Source organism: Novosphingobium sp. BL-A-28-Hi1-0D (assembly GCF_055521755.1).
Window position 1 is genome coordinate 2,313,158 of the sequence record NZ_CM145502.1, and the last position, 17,061, is coordinate 2,330,218.

20 protein-coding genes are annotated in these 17,061 nt (G+C 65.4%); 14 read left to right on the forward strand and 6 right to left on the reverse strand.

The genetic code is table 11. The annotated features are described in order from the left end of the window. Positions 1–37 precede the first annotated feature (37 nt). Positions 38–526: an A24 family peptidase gene (locus ACZ1JW_RS11390; RefSeq protein ID WP_465123437.1), complete on the reverse strand. Its 489-nt coding sequence runs from the start codon at positions 524–526 to the stop codon at positions 38–40. Positions 527–608: 82 nt separating this feature from the next. Between ACZ1JW_RS11390 and ACZ1JW_RS11395 the strand changes: the two genes are divergently transcribed. The 4 genes from ACZ1JW_RS11395 to ACZ1JW_RS11410 all read left to right on the forward strand — a co-directional run bounded on the left by ACZ1JW_RS11395 (position 609) and on the right by ACZ1JW_RS11410 (position 3,565). Further along, positions 609–1,598, forward strand: coding sequence for an alpha/beta hydrolase (locus ACZ1JW_RS11395; protein ID WP_465140634.1), 990 nt, complete (start codon positions 609–611; stop codon positions 1,596–1,598). Positions 1,599–1,642: 44 nt separating this feature from the next. Next, complete coding sequence (locus ACZ1JW_RS11400) at positions 1,643–2,698, forward strand: NAD(P)/FAD-dependent oxidoreductase (RefSeq protein ID WP_465142769.1); 1,056 nt, start codon at positions 1,643–1,645, stop codon at positions 2,696–2,698. Positions 2,699–2,735: 37 nt separating this feature from the next. After that, positions 2,736–2,918, forward strand: a complete 183-nt coding sequence (locus ACZ1JW_RS11405; protein WP_465140635.1) for a YegP family protein — start codon at positions 2,736–2,738, stop codon at positions 2,916–2,918. A 227-nt stretch (positions 2,919–3,145) separates the two neighbouring features. Then, complete coding sequence (locus ACZ1JW_RS11410) at positions 3,146–3,565, forward strand: hypothetical protein (RefSeq protein ID WP_465140636.1); 420 nt, start codon at positions 3,146–3,148, stop codon at positions 3,563–3,565. Positions 3,566–3,760: 195 nt separating this feature from the next. Here the strand turns inward: ACZ1JW_RS11410 and rnhA are convergent, their stop codons facing one another. From rnhA to ispH, 3 genes are read right to left on the reverse strand one after another with little or no spacing between them, the layout of a single operon-like run. Then, entirely contained in the window at positions 3,761–4,192 is a 432-nt protein-coding gene (gene rnhA / locus ACZ1JW_RS11415) for a ribonuclease HI (RefSeq protein WP_465123432.1), read from the reverse strand. Beyond that, complete coding sequence (gene thrB, locus ACZ1JW_RS11420) at positions 4,189–5,160, reverse strand: homoserine kinase (protein WP_465140637.1); 972 nt, start codon at positions 5,158–5,160, stop codon at positions 4,189–4,191. Before thrB ends, rnhA begins: the two co-directional genes overlap by 4 nt. Before the next feature lie 12 nt (positions 5,161–5,172). After that, positions 5,173–6,141 carry a 4-hydroxy-3-methylbut-2-enyl diphosphate reductase gene (ispH, locus tag ACZ1JW_RS11425; RefSeq protein ID WP_465123430.1) on the reverse strand — a complete coding sequence of 323 codons (969 nt, stop codon included), beginning with the start codon at positions 6,139–6,141 and terminating at the stop codon, positions 5,173–5,175. 124 nt (positions 6,142–6,265) lie between these two features. Here ispH and ACZ1JW_RS11430 point away from each other — a divergent pair, with 124 nt between their 5' ends. The 9 genes from ACZ1JW_RS11430 to tatC all read left to right on the forward strand — a co-directional run bounded on the left by ACZ1JW_RS11430 (position 6,266) and on the right by tatC (position 13,772). Further along, positions 6,266–6,928, forward strand: a complete 663-nt coding sequence (locus tag ACZ1JW_RS11430; protein ID WP_465140638.1) for a hypothetical protein — start codon at positions 6,266–6,268, stop codon at positions 6,926–6,928. Positions 6,929–7,059: 131 nt separating this feature from the next. Further along, positions 7,060–8,808 carry an arginine--tRNA ligase gene (gene argS, locus ACZ1JW_RS11435; RefSeq protein WP_465140639.1) on the forward strand — a complete coding sequence of 583 codons (1,749 nt, stop codon included), beginning with the start codon at positions 7,060–7,062 and terminating at the stop codon, positions 8,806–8,808. Between the two features lie 22 nt (positions 8,809–8,830). Beyond that, entirely contained in the window at positions 8,831–9,583 is a 753-nt protein-coding gene (locus tag ACZ1JW_RS11440) for an SPOR domain-containing protein (protein ID WP_465140640.1), read from the forward strand. Between the two features lie 229 nt (positions 9,584–9,812). Next, positions 9,813–10,829, forward strand: coding sequence for a beta-N-acetylhexosaminidase (gene nagZ, locus ACZ1JW_RS11445; protein ID WP_465140641.1), 1,017 nt, complete (start codon positions 9,813–9,815; stop codon positions 10,827–10,829). Continuing rightward, the gene (locus ACZ1JW_RS11450) at positions 10,829–11,626 is read left to right on the forward strand and encodes a segregation and condensation protein A (protein WP_465123425.1); all 798 of its coding nucleotides are present in this window, start codon (positions 10,829–10,831) and stop codon (positions 11,624–11,626) included. The genes nagZ and ACZ1JW_RS11450 overlap by 1 nt, the downstream gene beginning before the upstream one ends. Further along, positions 11,623–12,234 (forward strand): SMC-Scp complex subunit ScpB, encoded by a 612-nt coding sequence (gene scpB, locus ACZ1JW_RS11455; protein WP_465140642.1) that lies wholly within the window; start codon positions 11,623–11,625, stop codon positions 12,232–12,234. The genes ACZ1JW_RS11450 and scpB overlap by 4 nt, the downstream gene beginning before the upstream one ends. A 66-nt stretch (positions 12,235–12,300) precedes the next feature. Next, positions 12,301–12,537 carry a twin-arginine translocase TatA/TatE family subunit gene (locus ACZ1JW_RS11460; protein ID WP_465140643.1) on the forward strand — a complete coding sequence of 79 codons (237 nt, stop codon included), beginning with the start codon at positions 12,301–12,303 and terminating at the stop codon, positions 12,535–12,537. 27 nt (positions 12,538–12,564) lie between these two features. Further along, positions 12,565–12,963, forward strand: a complete 399-nt coding sequence (gene tatB / locus ACZ1JW_RS11465; RefSeq protein ID WP_465140644.1) for a Sec-independent protein translocase protein TatB — start codon at positions 12,565–12,567, stop codon at positions 12,961–12,963. After that, on the forward strand, positions 12,960–13,772 hold the full coding sequence (gene tatC, locus ACZ1JW_RS11470) for a twin-arginine translocase subunit TatC (RefSeq protein ID WP_465140645.1): 813 nt from the start codon (positions 12,960–12,962) through the stop codon (positions 13,770–13,772). The genes tatB and tatC overlap by 4 nt, the downstream gene beginning before the upstream one ends. A gap of 150 nt (positions 13,773–13,922) precedes the next feature. On the opposite strand, the gene ACZ1JW_RS11475 is transcribed toward tatC, so the two are convergent. Together ACZ1JW_RS11475 and ACZ1JW_RS11480 are read right to left on the reverse strand one after the other, a co-directional pair. Next, positions 13,923–15,611: an amidohydrolase gene (locus ACZ1JW_RS11475; protein ID WP_465140646.1), complete on the reverse strand. Its 1,689-nt coding sequence runs from the start codon at positions 15,609–15,611 to the stop codon at positions 13,923–13,925. After that, positions 15,608–16,528 carry an NAD(P)-dependent oxidoreductase gene (locus ACZ1JW_RS11480; RefSeq protein ID WP_465140647.1) on the reverse strand — a complete coding sequence of 307 codons (921 nt, stop codon included), beginning with the start codon at positions 16,526–16,528 and terminating at the stop codon, positions 15,608–15,610. Before ACZ1JW_RS11480 ends, ACZ1JW_RS11475 begins: the two co-directional genes overlap by 4 nt. A gap of 123 nt (positions 16,529–16,651) precedes the next feature. Between ACZ1JW_RS11480 and ACZ1JW_RS11485 the strand changes: the two genes are divergently transcribed. Beyond that, a complete protein-coding gene (locus ACZ1JW_RS11485; RefSeq protein WP_465123418.1) occupies positions 16,652–17,038 on the forward strand; it encodes a VanZ family protein in 387 nt (128 codons plus the stop codon). The last annotated feature ends 23 nt before the right edge of the window (positions 17,039–17,061 follow it).

Consider the following 17,061-nt stretch of genomic DNA (forward strand, 5'->3'; position numbering starts at 1 on the left):
CTGTCGGGCAAATTGGTTAAAATTTGTGATATTGCGTTCATGCACCCGTAACGGAGCGCCATCCGGCCTCGAGTGTCGGGGCCAGAGTGATGAGCGCCGAGCTGGCAATCGCCACGCCGTAGGGGATCTTCGCATCGCGCCTGCGCGTCACGGTGTAGTGCCAGGCTGCGACCACGATGGTCAGCAGTCCACCCAGCAGCGACATGATCACCAGCAGCTTGACGAAGCCCAGCGGCGGCACCCACAGCGCCAGCGCGGCGAGCAGCTTCACGTCGCCCCCGCCCATCAGCTTGAGCGCGAAAAGTCCTGCCAGAGCGACAAAGGCGAGGAGGGCAACGCCCACCTGCATCGCCACGTCGGGCCAGAGCGAAAGCCCCGCTGCCCACCAGTAGGCCGGAGCCCCCAGCGCAATTGCGGCGTTCAGCCAGTTGTCGATCTGGCGGCGGCGGATATCGGTGAAGGCAGCAACCAGCAGCGCGATTGCCAATGCCCCGACCAGTCCGTAAACGATGATGTTCCCCTGCATGTTTCGGGGCATACGGGACAATCACTTACCAAACGGTAACCAAACCTTGGCGCGCAAATGCGCCGGTGGAGGCGTCGCAGGCATGGATTTCGGAACGATCAGGCGGATCGATCGCAGGGCGATTCCGGACGATGCAGTCGAAAGCACATGGGCCGCAAGTGACGCTCACCCCATCCGCCGGATCGACTGGGCAGGGCTCGCCGATCCCGCTGGCATAGAGCCTCCGCGCGGCTCCATCCTGTTCCTTCCGGGACGGGGCGATTTCTACGAGAAGTATCTGGAATCGCTGGATTACTGGCACTGCGAAGGTTGGCGCGTAACCGCGCTCGACTGGCGTGGGCAGGCAGGGTCCGGCAGGCTCTCTGCCCAGCCCGATATCGGCCATGTCGAGGACTTCTCCCTGTGGCTCGATGACCTATCCGCGTTCTGGGCCGAGTGGGTCGCAAGCACGCCTGCACCCCACGTTATCGTCGGGCACTCAATGGGCGGACACCTCGTGTTACGTGCTGTTGCGGAAAAGCGCATTAACCCTGTCGCCGTGGTGCTGAGCGCTCCGATGCTCGGGTTTCTCACACCGGGTCCGAATCGGTTGCTGCTCAAGGTGGCGCAAGCGATGTGCCGAGTCGGCGATCCTGCACGCCCTGCCTGGAAGATCAGCGAGAAGCCCGGCGCAACCGCCGCCGCACGCAGCACCCTGCTCACCCACGATCATGACCGCTATGACGACGAGACGCAGTGGAAGGTCAAGCGCCCCTACCTCGGCATGGGACCCGGAAGCTGGCGCTGGGTGGAGCGCGGCTATGCCTCGATGATCGCGCTCGAAGCACCGGGCCTGCTCGAGTCGGTCGATGTGCCTGTGCTCCTGCTCGCCGCGCGCCATGACGGCCTGGTCTCGTGGAAGGCGATCGAGCGCACCGCCCGCCGCCTGCCGCGCGCACAGCTCGTCAGCTGGGGCCGCGAAGCGCGTCACGAACTGCTGCGCGAGGCCGATCCGGTGCGCGACAAGGTGCTTGCCACCATCGATGATTTCCTTGACCGGCTGGCTCCGCCACCGGCAGAGGCGAGGGCGTGAATCAGGGCACCCAGGACTTCGACGTTGCAATCATCGGCGCAGGGATGGCAGGCGCAAGCCTTGCCGCCGAGTGCGCCCCCCACGCGCGCGTGCTGCTGGTCGAGGCCGAGGACACCCCCGGCTACCACACCACCGGCCGCTCCGCCGCGTTCTGGGAAGAGACCTACGGCGGCCCCGGCGTCTTCCCGCTGACCATGGCATCTGGGCGTTACTTGCGCGAGGGCGGCTACCTGTCCCCTCGCGGTGCGCTCAATCTCGGGCAGGCGAAGGACCGCGACAAGGTCGAGGCCTTCGTCGAGAAGTTCACCGCACTGGGCGCGACGATCCACCTGCAGGACCGCGCTGCACTGGAATCGCGGGTGCAGGGCCTCAAGCCCGAATGGGTGATCGGCGCGTGGGAGCCGGGCTGCGCCGATATCGACGTGGCGGGCCTTCACCAGCACTACCTCGCCGCCTCCAGGCGCACCGGCACCGTTCTGCGCGTCCGCGCCCGCGTCGAGCACCTGGAGCGCGAAGGCGGCATGTGGCGGCTGTCATGGGCCGGCGGAGAAGCCCGCGCGCCCATCGTCGCCAACGCCGCCGGAGCCTGGGCCGATGGCCTCGCCACCCTCGCTGGCGCCCGCCCGCTCGGCATCGCACCTTTACGCCGCACCATCGTCCAGCTGCGCACCGATCCTGCGCCAGCTGACGACCTGCCGTTGACGCTGGGCATCAACGAGGACTTCTACTTCAAGCCGCAAGGCGGCCGCCTCTGGCTTTCCCCGCATGACGAGATTCCCGATGTCGCAGGCGACGCCGCGCCCGAGGAACTCGATGTCGCCATCGCCATCGACCGCTTCGAACAGGTGGTGGACTGGAAGATCTCCGCGCTCGAACGCCGATGGGCAGGCCTGCGCTCCTTCTCGCCCGACCGCTTGCCGGTCTATGGCTTCGACCCTGCGGTGGAAGGCCTGTTCTGGTTCGCCGGGCAAGGCGGATTCGGCATCCAGACCGCGCCCGCCGCCGCAAGGCTGGGCGCGCAACTTCTGCTCGGCCTGCCCCGCGATGGCCTCACCGCCGAAATCGACCCCAGCGCCTATTCGCCTGCGCGTTTTCCGTGATACTGCTCAACCCGGTTTAACGACTGGGAGAGTCGCGATGGCGCACCGTTTCGAGATCCGCAAGAACAAGGCCGGAGAGTTCGTTGCCTACTTCTGCCACAACAGCGAAACCATCTTCTGGACCGAAGGCTATTCGAGCAAGGCCAGCGCGAAGAACGCGATTGAGTCGATCAAGAAGAATGGCCCGGATGCGGACGTGGTCGATACGACGGTCGAATAAGACCAAGTCTCAAAAGTAGCTCCACCCAACCTCGTCATTCCCGCGTAGGCGGGAATCCAGTGTCAGGGACGAAGGGATTGTGTCTGTGCACATCCCGTGTCCTTTTGAGTTCGGCACCGGCAGACGCTGGGCGGGATCAGGGCAGATCACCGGGGGAAATGCCCAGAAGCTGCCGCTCCGGACACGACGCCATTGCGGACAAAACCTATAAATGACAGGGTTGAAGAATGGCCGATGACAGGTTCGCCCTTTTCATTTCTCTCTTGTTGGCAGTGCTCCTCCCGGGATGCCAATCTCCTCCACCGGCAGTCTGCGGAACAGTCGGCGCCGCGCAATTAGTCAGCCGCATCGAAGATGTAGCGAGCCGCGCGCAGGCCAAAGCGGCCTCTGGCAGTCTGGACGATGCCAACTTGTTGGTTTTGCAAATGATCAAGGAAGCCACGGCCGCACATACGAGGCTTAGTGAAAGCACAGAAAGAACGAATACAATCGAGTTCGACGATCGCGGTTTGGTACTGGTCCATGCAGATTATAGTGATCGTCAAGGAATGCACGAGGAGGCTACGCAAGAGCGATTGCGTATCCTTCTAAGCTATATGAATGAGATTCGAACATCGTGCCAAATCACTAAGATGGGCACAGGTTAGCGTCCACTCCCCACCCCAAACCAGCCACTCGCTTACCAAATGCCAAACCCCAAAACCCACCGTCGCCCCGGACCTGATCCGGGGCCCCGCTTTTCTTGGGGTTTCGCGCCGCACCTGTAGTGTCAGAAGACAGTGGGGTCCCGGATCAGGTCCGGGACGACGTGGAAATTAGACGAGGGAGCCCAGCCAACCCCCTCAGGCCGCCACCGCCGCGTCGCTGGCCAGCTTGTCCACGCGTTCGTTTTCCGGGTGGCCGTCGTGGCCCTTGACCCAGACCCATTCGATCTTGTGCGGGCGGACAGCGTCGACCAGCGCGCGCCACAGGTCTTCGTTCTTGACCGGCTTGTTGTCGGCGGTCTTCCAGCCCTTTTTCTGCCAGCCGAAGATCCACTTGGTGATGCCGTCGAGCACGTACTTGCTGTCGGTGTGGAGCGTCACGCGGCAGGGCTGCTTGAGCGCCTCCAACGCCTTGATCGCGGCCATCAGTTCCATGCGGTTGTTGGTCGTCTCCTTTTCGGAGCCGGCCATTTCCTTCTCGTGCTCGCCCATGCGCAGCAGCGCGCCCCAGCCGCCCTTGCCGGGATTGCCCTTGCACGCGCCGTCGGTGAAGATTTCGACGTGCTTCACGCGAAGACCTGAGGATTGGCGGCGTAGAACTGCAGGCGACGGGCAAAGGCCATCGGGTCCTTGCGCACCACCAGCGCGTCGGCGGGCGTGTTCAGCCAGTCATAGGCGCGGCTTGAGGTGAAGCGCATCGCCGCGCCTTGTGCCAGCAGGGGCAGGGCGGCGCGCTCTTGCGGCAGCAGGGGCCGAACGGATTCGTAGCCTTCGAGCAGCGCCTTCGAAAGGTCCGCGCTGAAATTGCGCCCCGTGGCATCGAAGCACCACGCCGCGTGGGTCACCGCCACGTCGTAGGCCATCAGGTCGTTGCAGGCGAAGTAGAAGTCGATCAACCCGCTGACCTTGTCGCCCAGCATCAGCACGTTGTCGGGGAACAGATCGGCGTGGATCACCGCGCGGGGCAGGTCCTGTGGCCATCCAGCGGCGATCCTGGGCATGTGTTCTGCCACAAGCCCCGCCAGCTCCGGATCGATTGAGGCGAGGCCCTTAGGCCCGCACTCGTCGAACAGCCGCTGCCATTCGGCCAACCCCATGCCGTTTTCGCGCGTGCCTGCAAAATCCGCAGAAGCCGCGTGCATCTGCGCCAGCGCCGCGCCCACCGCGCGGGCCTGTCCAACGGTCGGCTCGCTCACCGAAACGCCCGGGAGGAACTCGATCAGCGCCAGCGCCTTTTCGCCACGGCGGCGGAACAGCGCACCATCGCGGTCATGGATCGTGCGTGGCACCGGGCAGCCTTTGGCGGCGAGGTGATCGAGCAGCGAGAGGAAGTAGGGCAGGTCGTCCAGCTCGATGCGGAACTCGTACATCGTCAGGATGAAGCGTGCGCTTGCACCATCCTTGCCAGTGGTTTCCAGCAGCCAGTTGGAATTGGACACGCCCTCGGCGATGCCCTTGGCCGAGACCAGCTCGCCCACGTCGAATTCATTGACAAGCGCGGCCATCTCTTCCGCGCCGATCTGGGTATAGACCGCCATGATTTCCGCGCCTTAGTCGAGCAGCTGGCGCGGCAGCTTGAAGACCATCTTTTCCTCGGCGGTGGTCACCGTTTCTTCCGTAACGGGCCGCAACTCGCCGATCTTTGCCACGACCTCGCGCACCAGCACTTCGGGCGCAGAGGCCCCGGCGGTGAGGCCCAGCGTGTTCACGCCGTCGAGCCATTCGGGGTCGATCTCGTTCGCGCGCTGGATCAGGCGCGAGCGCGTGCCCATGCGCTCGGCGACTTCAACCAGTCGCAGCGAGTTGGAGCTGTTCGGCGCGCCGATCACCAGCAGCAGGTCGCACTCGGCGGCAATCGCCTTGACTGCTTCCTGCCGGTTGGAGGTTGCGTAGCAGATGTCCTCGGCCTTGGGACCGGTGATCTGCGGGAACTTGGCGCGCAGGGCCGCGACGATCTCGGCCGTGTCGTCCACCGAAAGCGTGGTCTGCGTCAGGAATGCCAGCGGCTTGTCCGTGCCGAATGGCAGCTTCGCCACGTCCTCGACCGTCTCGACCAGCGTGATCGTGCCTTCGGGCACCTGGCCCATCGTGCCGATCACTTCGGGGTGACCCTTGTGGCCGACGAACAGGATGTGCCGCCCGGCCTCGACCTGCCGTTCGGCCTGGCGGTGAACCTTGGAGACCAGCGGGCAGGTGGCATCGAGCCAGTCGAGCCCGCGCGCGGTGGCATCCTGCGGCACCACCTTGGGCACGCCGTGGGCGGAGAAGACCACTGGCGCGCCGTCGGGCACCTGGTCCAGCTCTTCCACGAAGATCGCGCCCTTGGCCTTGAGGCCATCGACGACGAAGCGGTTGTGCACGATCTCGTGCCGGACATAGACCGGTGCGCCAAAGCGCTGCAGCGCGCGATCGACGATCTCGATCGCGCGGTCCACTCCGGCGCAGAACCCGCGCGGCGCGGCTATAAGCAGGCGTAAGGGAGCCGTTTGGGCAGCGACATCTGGCAAGCTGGCGTTCATCCTGCGCCACTTAGCAGCAAGCGCGGCCCGCCGCCATTGCCGAAAGCGGTTGCGGTGGGTAGAGGTGGCCAAAATGTCAGACTATGGCTGGCGTCACGCTGCAAGTATCGAGGATTGAGTGTCCATGAATGTAAACGCCCGCCGTATCGCAATCATGGGCCTGCCGCTCGTCGGGGCTCTCGCGCTGGTCGGTTGCGGCGGCAAGAAGGGCGAACTGGTGGTCGACGATGCAGTGGGCGTCACCGCGCTGCGTGATCCGTGTCCGCGGGTCGGCATTCCTGACTACACCGGCGACGTGACCCTGTTCTCCTCGCCCGACCGCACCGATTCGGCCGCGATCGACGTCGAGGCGGTGATCACCAATTTGCGCGCTCAGTGCGCCGATGGCGACAAGCTGCACTCGGTCGCCACGTTCGACGTGCTCGCCCGCCGGGCCGACAAGCGGGGCGCGCGCCGGGTTGAGCTGCCCTACTTCTCCACCGTGGTGCGCGGCGGCAACGTCGTCGTGGCCAAGCGCATCGGCAAGGTCGTGATCGATTTCGCCGACGGGCAGGATCGCGCGACCGCCAAGGGTCAGGCCGCCGCTTTCGTGGACAAGGCCGAAGCTTCGCTGCCGCAGGACATCGTCAAGCGCATCTCGCGCAAGCGTCGTGCGGGTGATGAGGACGCGGCCACCGATCCGCTGTCGCAGCCCGACGTGAAGGCAGCACTTGCCAAGGCCAACTTCGAACTCCTCGTGGGCTTCCAGCTGACCAACGACCAGCTGCAATTCAACGTCCGCAAGTAATTCTCCAACTCTTGGGGGCAGAGGGGCAACTCCCCCCCAACTCTCCGGGGCACGGCGGCAACTCGCGGGGGTGAAGGGCAGGCAAACGCATGCCCTTTCGCTTTGCCCGCGATTGGGCTAACCGCCCGCCCATGACAGACGCCCGGATCAACCTCCACGCCGACTTCGCATCGGTAATCGACACCGCGCTCACCGCGCTCGAAACCGCAGGCTCGCTGCCTGCCGGTCTGAACCGATCGGCGGTGACCTGCGAGCCGCCGCGCGATGCTTCGCATGGCGATCTCTCGACCAACGCGGCGATGGTGCTGGCCAAGCCTGCGGGCACCAATCCGCGCGCGCTGGCGGCGCTGCTGGTGGCCGAGCTGGAGAAGGAACCTCGTGTAATCTCGGCGGAAATCGCGGGGCCGGGTTTCATCAACCTGCGGCTGACCGACGATGCCTGGCGCGGGGAGCTGGCGCTGATCGCTTCGGCGGGGGCGGACTACGGCCGTTCTGCAATGGGCGGTGGCAAAGTCGTAAACGTCGAATATGTCTCGGCAAATCCGACCGGGCCGATGCACATGGGCCACTGCCGCGGCGCGGTTGTCGGCGATGCGCTGGCCGATCTGCTCGCCTACACCGGGCACAAGGTCATCAAGGAATACTACGTCAACGATGCCGGTGCGCAGGTCGACGTCCTCGCGCGTTCGGTGCACATGCGCTACCGCGAGGCGCTGGGCGAAAGCATTGAGATTTCAGAAGGTTTGTATCCCGGCGACTATCTTGTGCCGGTGGGCAAGGCGCTGGCGGCGGAGTTCGGTGACAAGTACGTCGGCGCGCCTGAGGCCGACTGGCTGATCCTGTTCCGCACCCGCGCGGTCGCGGCGATGATGGACATGATCCGCGCCGATCTTGCCACGCTCGGCATCCACCACGATCTTTTCTCGTCCGAAGCGGAGCTTCAGGCTTCGGGCAAGGTCGATGCCGCCGAGAAGTGGCTGCGCGATCATGACCTTGTCTATGACGGCCAGCTCGAAGCGCCCAAGGGCAAGACGCTTGAGGACTGGGAGCCGGTGGAACTGCCGCTGTTCCGTTCCACCAAGTTCGGCGACGATCAGGACCGTCCGATCAAGAAGTCCAACGGGGCGTGGACCTATTTCGGCGCTGACCTCGCCTACCACTTCCAGAAGGCTCAGACCGCCGACGCGCTGGTGGACATCTGGGGCGCGGACCATGCCGGCACCGTCAAGCGGATCAAGGCGGCGGTGGCTGCGCTGACCAGCGCGGATGGCGGCGCGCCCAAGCCGTTCGAGGTCAAGCTGGTGCAGATGGTGCAGCTGCTGCGCGACGGCGAACCAGTCAAAATGTCCAAGCGTTCCGGCAACTTCGTGACGCTTTCGGACATGGTGGACGAAGTCGGCAAGGACGTCGTGCGTTTCACCATGCTGACCCGCAAGCCCGATGCGCAGATGGACTTCGACTTTGCCAAGGTGGTGGAAGCCAGCAAGGACAACCCGGTGTTCTACGTGCAGTACGCCCACGCGCGCATCCGCAGGAACATTCGCAAGGGTGCCGACGAAGGCTTTGCTCCGTCAGGGGAAAACCTTTCGCTGCTGGGCGAGGAAGAGCTGGCGCTGGTAAAGCTGGCGGCGCAGTTCCCGCGCACCGTGGAAGCCGCTGCCGTGGCGCGCGAGCCGCACCGCATCGCGTTCTTCCTGCATGACCTCGCCTCGGCGTTCCACTCCTACTACAATCTGGGGAACGACCGGCCCGAGAAGCGCTTCATTGTGGCACAAGACTCCGCAATGACCGCAGCCCGCCTTTTCCTCGCCCAACAAATCGGGCAGGTAATCCGCAACGGTCTCGCGCTGCTAGGCGTTGAGGCAGCGCAGGAACTTTGACGTTACGCGAGCGGGGCAGGCAATGAACGGGGACAATGACGAAGACCGCTGGGGCCAGCAGCCGGGCAAACCGTTTGACGTCTCTACCGAACTTGGCGAGCCGACAACTGGTGAACGCCTTGCGCTGGGCGATGAAGAGCGTCTGCCGTGGCTCGAAAGCGCCGACGACATCGATGGTGAGGAAGAGGACAGCGGCAACGGGCGGCTGATCGGCTTTGCGGTGATGGGCTTGATCGTGCTCGCCGCGCTGATCGGCGGCATCTGGTACGCCAGCAACCGCACCTCTGGCCCCGCCAATGCCGATGGCAGCCTGATCGAGGCGAGCAAGGAGCCTTACAAGGTCACGCCCAAGGACCCCGGCGGCAAGACGTTTGCCGGCACCGGCGATTCGAGCTTCAAGGTCAGCGATGGCGAAAAGCCGGTGGCCAACCTTGCAGATTCGGCCTCGCCGACGCCTGCGGTTGCGCCTTCGCCTGCGGCCAAGCCCAGTGCGAGCGCTTCGGCTGCTGCGGCAACGCCCAAGCCAGCGCCTGCTGCTGGCGGTGTTGGTGTGCAGGTTGGCGCTTTCTCGTCCAACGCTGCGGCAGAGGCTGGCTGGCAGAAGCTGGTTGCCAACCACGAAGCGCTCAAGGGCCTGTCGCACCGCGTGGTCGAGGGCAAGGCTGACATCGGCACGGTCTATCGCCTGCAGGCGGTGGCGGGTGACCTGTCCTCGGCCAGTGCGCTTTGCGAGAGGTTGCAGGCTGGTGGGCTGAAGTGCCAGGTTAAGCGCTGATTTGAACCTTGGAGGTTGAACCCCTCCGTCAGCCCTTCGGGCTGCCACCTCCCCTTTTGCACTTCGTGAAAAAGGGGAGGATCGGTCGAGACTCAGATCCTCCCCGTTTTTGCGGAGCACAAACGGGGAGGTGGCATTCGCGCCAGCGAATGACGGAGGGGCCCGTTTTCCCCGACCTTCACCGCCCGCGCCCTTGCCAAACCCGCGCCATTTGGCGAACCCATCACCCATGTTGCCTGCGATTTTCGGGCTTTCGGGCCTGACCCTGACCGATGATGAGCGCGCGTTCTTCCGTGATGCGGACCCGGCGGGATATATCCTGTTCGGGCGCAACGTGGAGAGCCGGGCCCAGGTGCGGGCGCTGACCGATGAGTTGCGCGCGCTGCACGGGCGGGACCGGACGTTCATCTGCATCGATCAGGAAGGCGGGCGCGTTGCGCGGATGAAGCCGCCGGTCTGGGCGGCCTATCCCCCGGGCGAGCGGTTCGACCGACTTTATGATGTTGCCCCCGCCAGCGCGATCGAGGCGGCGCGGGCCAATGGCCATGCGCTGGGGCTCGATCTGGCCGAGGCCGGGATCAGCGTCAATTGCCTGCCGTTGCTCGACGTACGGCAACCGGGTGCGCATGACGTGATCGGGGACCGGGCGCTGGGGTCCGAGCCGATGCGCGTGGCGGCGCTGGGGCGGGCGACGCTGGACGGGCTGGCGCGGGCGGGCGTGGCGGGCGTGGTCAAGCACATGCCGGGGCACGGGCGGTCGATGGTGGACAGCCACAAGGAGACGCCGGTCGTCACCGCCAGCGCCGAGGAGCTTGAACTGGACCTTGCGCCGTTCCGCGCGCTGAAGGATGCGCCGATTGCGATGACCGGTCATCTGCGGTTCACCGCGTGGGACGCCGAAAATCCGGCGACGTTATCGGCCTTCGTGATCGGCGAGGTGATCCGCAAGGCCATCGGCTTTGACGGGCTGCTGCTGACCGACGATCTCGACATGCAGGCCTTGGGCGGGACGGTGCCCGAGCGCGCGGTGCGGGCACAGGCGGCGGGGTGCGACATTGCGCTCAATTGCTGGGCCAAGATGGACGACATGGTGGGCATTGCCGAAGGGCTGACCGCCATGAGCGCGAAGACCGCCGAACGGCTGGAGCGGGCGCTGGCGGGGACGGCGGCGTTTGACGGGCCTGCCGATCTTTCCGCGCAGGCCGCGCTGATGGCCACGCGTGACCAGTTGCTGGAACTTGCCTGATGGCCGATACCGTCGAACCTGTCCTGTTTGACGGCGACGAGGCCTGGGAAGGCATTGCCACGGCGCAGACCGGCGATGCTGCGCTCTACCTTGAGCTGGATGGCTGGGAAGGGCCGCTCGACCTGCTGCTGGAACTGGCGCGGCGGCAGAAGGTGGACCTGCGGACCATCTCGATCCTCGAACTGGTCGGGCAGTATCTTGACTATATCGAGCGGGCCAAGGCGCTGAAGCTGGAGCTGGCGGCGGACTATCTGGTGATGGCGGCTTGGCTGGCCTACCTCAAGTCGCTGCTGCTGTTGCCGCGCGATCCAGAAGTGCAGCCAAGCCCCGAAGAGCTTGCGCTGAAGCTGCAGTTGCGGCTGCAGCGGCTGGGCGCGATGCGCGAGGCGGGCGGGCGGCTGATGGGGCGTGACCGGGTGGGACGCGATGTGTTTGTGCGCGGGAATCCCGAGGGCCTGCGGGTGGATCGCAAGGCGCTGTGGAAGTGCGACGTTTTCTCGCTGATCCAGGCCTATGGCGCGATCAAGCACCGCAACCGGCCGGTGGTGCACATGGTGCGCGAACGCGCGGTGATGACGCTGGATGCGGCGCTGGCGCGGGTTTCCAAGATGCTGGGCGTGGCGATGGACTGGACCGATCTGCGCGCGTTTCTGCCGCTTGATGGCGATCCGCTCCTGCGCAAGTCGGCACTGGCGTCGAGCTTTCTGGCGGCGCTGGAACTGGCCAAGCAGGGCAAGGCGGAAATCGCGCAGGACGTGGCTTTCGGGCCGCTGATGCTCAGGGCCGCGCGGGTATGAGCGAGCGGCCTGACGACCTGGAACGGGCGGTGGAGGCGACGCTGTTTGCGTCCGAGCAGCCGATGACCGAGCTTGAGATATCGGCGCATCTTGAGGGCGCAAGTGTTGGTCCGGTGCTGGAGAGGCTGGCCGGGTTGTACGCCGAGCGCGGGATCAATCTGGTGGAGCGTGGCGGGCGCTGGCATTTCCAGACTGCTGCCGATCTTGCGCACCTGCTACGGCGCGAGAAGGAAGAACCGCGCCGTTTATCGCGGGCGGCAACCGAGGCGCTGGCGATCATCGCCTATCACGAGCCGGTCAGCCGGGCCGAGATCGAGGCGATTCGCGGGGTGCAGACGGCCAAGGGCACGCTCGACGTGCTGATGGAGGCGGGCTGGATTCGCATTGCCGGGCGGCGCGAGGTGCCGGGACGCCCGACGATCTATGCAACAACGCCTGAGTTTCTCACGCATTTTGGCTTGGCTTCGCGCCGTGATCTGCCCGGAATCGAGGAATTACGCGCTGCGGGCCTGCTCGATCCGGTCGAAGAGGCGTTTGCCGTCTTGACGGGGGGCGACGATGGGGACACGGGGGCAGAAAGTCCGTCTGGCGAAGAGATGGACGACTGACGTTTAGAAGAACTGGCATGTGGGGCGCGCGGTCCCTATCTTAGGGCTCGCAAAGGAGTTGGTATAATGGGTGGTCTTTCCCTTCCGCACCTGATCGTGCTCGCGCTGGTCGTGCTGATCCTGTTTGGCCGTGGTCGCATTTCCGAAATGATGGGCGATTTCGGCAAGGGCATCAAAAGCTTCAAACAGGGCATGACCGACGAGGACAACAAGCCGATCGTGCCGCCTGCGCAGATCCAGCAGCAGGCCCCGCCGCCGGTTCAGCCTGCTCCGCAGCCGACTTCGACCGACCAGACTCAGTAAGCCTCGTTAGAACAAGGCGGCAAGGCCGTGTTTGACATCGGCGCGTCCGAACTTCTGGTGCTGGTCATCGTGGCGATCGTGGTGATCGGCCCGAAGGACTTGCCCATGGCGCTGCGCACCGCAGGGCGGTGGGTGGCGAAAATGCGGCGCGTTTCCAACCACTTCAAGGCTGGCATCGAGACCATGATCCGCGAGGCGGAGATGGAGGAGATGGAGCGCAAGTGGAAGGAGCAGAACGAGCGGATCATGCGCGAGACCGCCGCGCAGGATGCCGCTGCCGCGCAAGGGCAGACCGTGGCTGCAGCGGAAGACCAGAACGATCCGTTCCCCAACCCGCTTCCTTCGGATGCGCCGGCTGATCCGGTCATGATCGGTCCGATGCCGCCGGAAGAGAAAGTCACGAAACCGGAAGCGCCGCTGCCATGATGTCGGACATCGACGAGACGCAGGCTCCGCTGCTCGACCACCTGTTGGAACTGCGCACGCGGCTGCTGCGCTGCGTCTATGCGCTGGTGGTTGCGTTCGCGATCAGCTTCTACTTTGCCGATGACATCTTTGCGCTGCTCGCGCGGCCGCTGGTTCACGCCTTTCCGCCGGGGCAGGGCAAGCTGATCTACACCAAACTCTATGAAGCGTTCTTCGTGGAGCTGAAGGTTTCGATGTTCGCGGCGTTTTTCGTGAGCTTTCCGGTGATCGCCAACCAGCTCTGGGCCTTCATCGCGCCGGGACTCTATGCGCGCGAGAAGAAGGCTTTCCTGCCGTTCCTGTTCGCCACTCCGGTGCTGTTCACGGCAGGGGCAAGCCTTGCCTACTTCATCGTGATGCCGACCGCGTTCAAGTGGTTCCTCGGGTTCGAGGGCAACAAGGGCGGGTTGCAGCTGGAGGCTTTGCCGGGGACGGGGGATTACCTCAGCCTTGTGATGCAGTTCATCCTGGCGTTCGGGATCAGCTTCCTGCTGCCGGTGCTGCTGATGCTGCTGAACCGTGCGGGGATCGTCAGCCGCGACCAGCTGGTCAAGGCGCGGCGCTATGCCATCGTGGTGATCTTTGCCGTGGCGACTGTGGCGACGCCGCCTGACGTGGTCTCGCAGCTGATGCTGGCGATTCCGCTGCTGTTCCTGTTCGAGGGTACGCTGATCCTGATGCGCTTTACCGAACGCGCCGACGCCAAGCGCCGGGCCGAGGAAGAGGCGGAAATGCTGGTAGAGGGCGAGCGACCGCCGCTGCTGCCGTAAGGTGAAACGGGGGCCGCAGCCCCCGTTTCGGTACTTGGCTAACAGGGCCCCGAAGGACCGGCGAAACCTTGGGTGAGAGGGCGGGTTCCGCGACGCAGCCATCGGGCAGCATCGGAAAGAACGCCCCCCTTAGCCTTCCGCGTCGGCACCCTAACGCGTTGAGGTCGTTCCGGTTTCCGCTCCATTTTCGGCTGACCAGACCTTGCCCCCGCCAATCCACGTTTCCAGCACTTTGGTCGCGCGGATCTGTGCAGGATTTGCGGTGAGCGGATCGGTATCGACCAGTACGAAATCGGCACGCAGGCCCGGCGCGAGGCGGCCGAAGCGGCCTTCGGCAAAGCCTGCGTAGGCGGCATCGGCGGTATAGGCGGCCAGCGCTTCGGCGGGACTGACGCGTTCCTGCGTTTGCCAGCCGCCGGGGGGCTGGTCGTCCGGCCCCTGACGGCTGACCGCTGCAGACAGGCCTGCCCATGGGTCGGCGAGTTCGACCGGGGCGTCGGAGCCGAAGGCGAGGCGCACGCCTGCGGTCTTGAGCGACTTCCACGCATAGGCGCCCGCAAGGCGATCCGGCCCGAGGCGGGCTTCGGCCATCAGGCGGTCGGATGTCTGGTGGACGGGCTGCATCGAGGCGATGGCACCGCTCTTGGCGAAGCGGGCGATGTCCGTGGGATCGACGATCTGGGCATGTTCGATGCGCCAGCGGCGGTCACCCTTGTAGGTTTCCGACAGGTCGGTGATCGCGCCGACGACGGTGGCGTTCGCCTGATCGCCGATGGCGTGGATGGCGACCTGGAAGTTGTCCATCGCCGCGCGGCTCATCAGGTTGCCGAGCTGGGTCTGGTTCAGCTGGGGCAGGCCGCGCGTGGCAGGCGCATCGGCATAGGGCGCCTTGAGCCATGCGCCGCGCGAGCCGAGCGCGCCGTCGAGGTAGAGCTTCACGCCGTTGAGGCGCAGGCGGTCCTGATAGAGCCAGGGCGAGGGGCCGGGGCCGCCGATCAGGGTCATCTGATCGATGCCGCGGGCATAGGCCATGATGCGGACGTAGAGCCTGTTGGCGTCGCCCGCGCGGCGGTAGGCCTGCCAGTCCTCGATGCCGGTGCCCATGTCCGCCACGGCGGTGACGCCGCGCTTGAACAGGATCTGCTGGGCATTGGCGAGGGCGAGGTCGCGGTCTTCTGCGCGGGGGGCGGGGACTTTCGAGTCGACCAGTTCCATCGCGGCATCGACGAGGACGCCTTGCGGGGAGCCGTCGGGCGCGCGGTCTATGCTGCCGCCTGCGGGGTCCTTGGTAGCGGCGGTGACGCCTGCGGCCTTGAGCGCGGCGCTGTTGGCCCATCCGGCATGGCCGTCGACGCGCTGGAGCCAGACGGGGCGCGCGCCGGTGACGGCATCGAGTTCGGCGGCGGTGGGGAAGCGGCCGAGCTTCCACAGTTCCTGATTCCAGCCGCGCCCGATGATCCATGGCCGGTCAGGGTGTTCGGCGCTGAACTTCGCGATGCGGCCCAGCGCATCGGCAAGCGAGGTGGTGTCCGACAGGTCGAGGCTCAGCGCGGCAAAGCCGATGTCCATGACATGGACGTGGGCGTCGATCATGCCCGGCAGCATGACGCGGCCCTGCCCGTCGAGGTGGTACTGGTATTCCTTGCGCGGCTTTGGCTTCCTGTCCCCTGTGTGGATCACCCGCTTGATCGTGCCAGCATTGTCGAACAGCAGGCCGGTGAAGGCTTCGACCTGACCGTTCACGCCGATGGTCTGCCCACGGACGTTATCGATCAGGGTATCGGCATGGGCAGCAGAGGTGGTGGCGAGGAGCAGCGCGGCAAAAGCGGCGCGCTTCATGCCTTCTTTGTCCGGCGCGGCAGGCGGCGGATCAGGGCCGAGGTGTCTTCGCGGCCATAGCCCATGGCCTGCACGTCGACGTAGAACTGGTCGACGAGAGCGGTGACGGGGACGCTGGCGCCGAGATTGCGCGCTTCGTCCATGGCAAGGCCCAAGTCCTTGCGCATCCAGTCCACCGCGAAGCCGAAGTCGAATTCGTCCTTGGCCATGGTGTGGAAGCGGTTGTCCATCTGCCACGACTGGGCGGCGCCGCCCGAGATGGCTTCGAACACCTTGTCCATATCGAGATGGGCGATCTGGGCAAAGCGGATGGCTTCGGACAGACCCGCCAGCGCGCCTGCGATGCACATCTGGTTGGCCATCTTGGCAGTTTGCCCCGCGCCGGACTTGCCGACGTGGACCACGCGCTTGGCATAGGCCGCGAGGATGGGGCGCGCGGCATCGACAGCCTTGGCGCTGCCGCCGCACATGATCGCCAGCGTGCCCGCTTCCGCGCCCGACTGGCCGCCGGTGACGGGGGCATCGACGCAAAGCAGTTCCTTGTCGCGTCCCTCGACCGCGATCTGGCGGGCGATGCGCGCCGAGACGGTGGTGTGATCGATATAGAGTGCGCCGCGCCTGAGCGTGGAGAAGGCGCCGTTGGGGCTGAGCACGACATCGGCAAGGTCATCGTCGTTGCCGACGCAGGTAATCACCACGTCCGCGCCCTCTGCCGCTTCGGCAGGGCTGGTGGCGATGCGGGTGGCAAGGCCGGGGTTGGCGGTTACCCAAGCCTCGGCACGGGCCGTCGTGCGGTTGTAGATCGTGAGGTGGTGTCCGGCCTTGCCGAGGTGGCGCGCCATCGCGCCCCCCATCACGCCAAGACCCAGGAAGGAAACGTTTGCCGGTTCGGCTGCTGCTGATGTCTGTTCGCTCATGCAGGCATTCATATCCCGTTTTCGCGTCAGTGCCAGTGGTCCTGCGCGCCTGTGTGGGCGCTATTGTGGCGTAACCCTTCCGGTGCTTGCCAGCCTGCTTGTGCGATACCATAAGCGCCGACCATGGAACGCTTTTCCGATCTGGTTTCAAAAGTTGCGCGCACAGCCTTCTGGCCAGCGCTGGCCTTTGCGCTGGTCATGGCCGTGCTGCCCAAGCCGCCGACACTGCCGATCGACGATCTGGGCGACAAGTTCGCGCATATGCTGGCGTTCTTTACGCTGACCGTGCTCGCCGGGATTGGCTGGCCACGCGCTGCGCTGCTGCGCGCTGCACTGTGTCTGTCGCTGATCGGCGCGGGCATCGAGGTGGTGCAGCTGATCCCGTTTCTCCATCGCGATTCGGACTGGCGCGACTGGGTGGCTGACAGCGCGGCGATCATGGCAGCCATGGTCCCCGTGCTCGGTTTCCGCTGGCTGGTGGCGGGTGAGGCCGATTCCGTAAAAGCTTGAGGTTTTCTTGGGGGCCGCTTTCC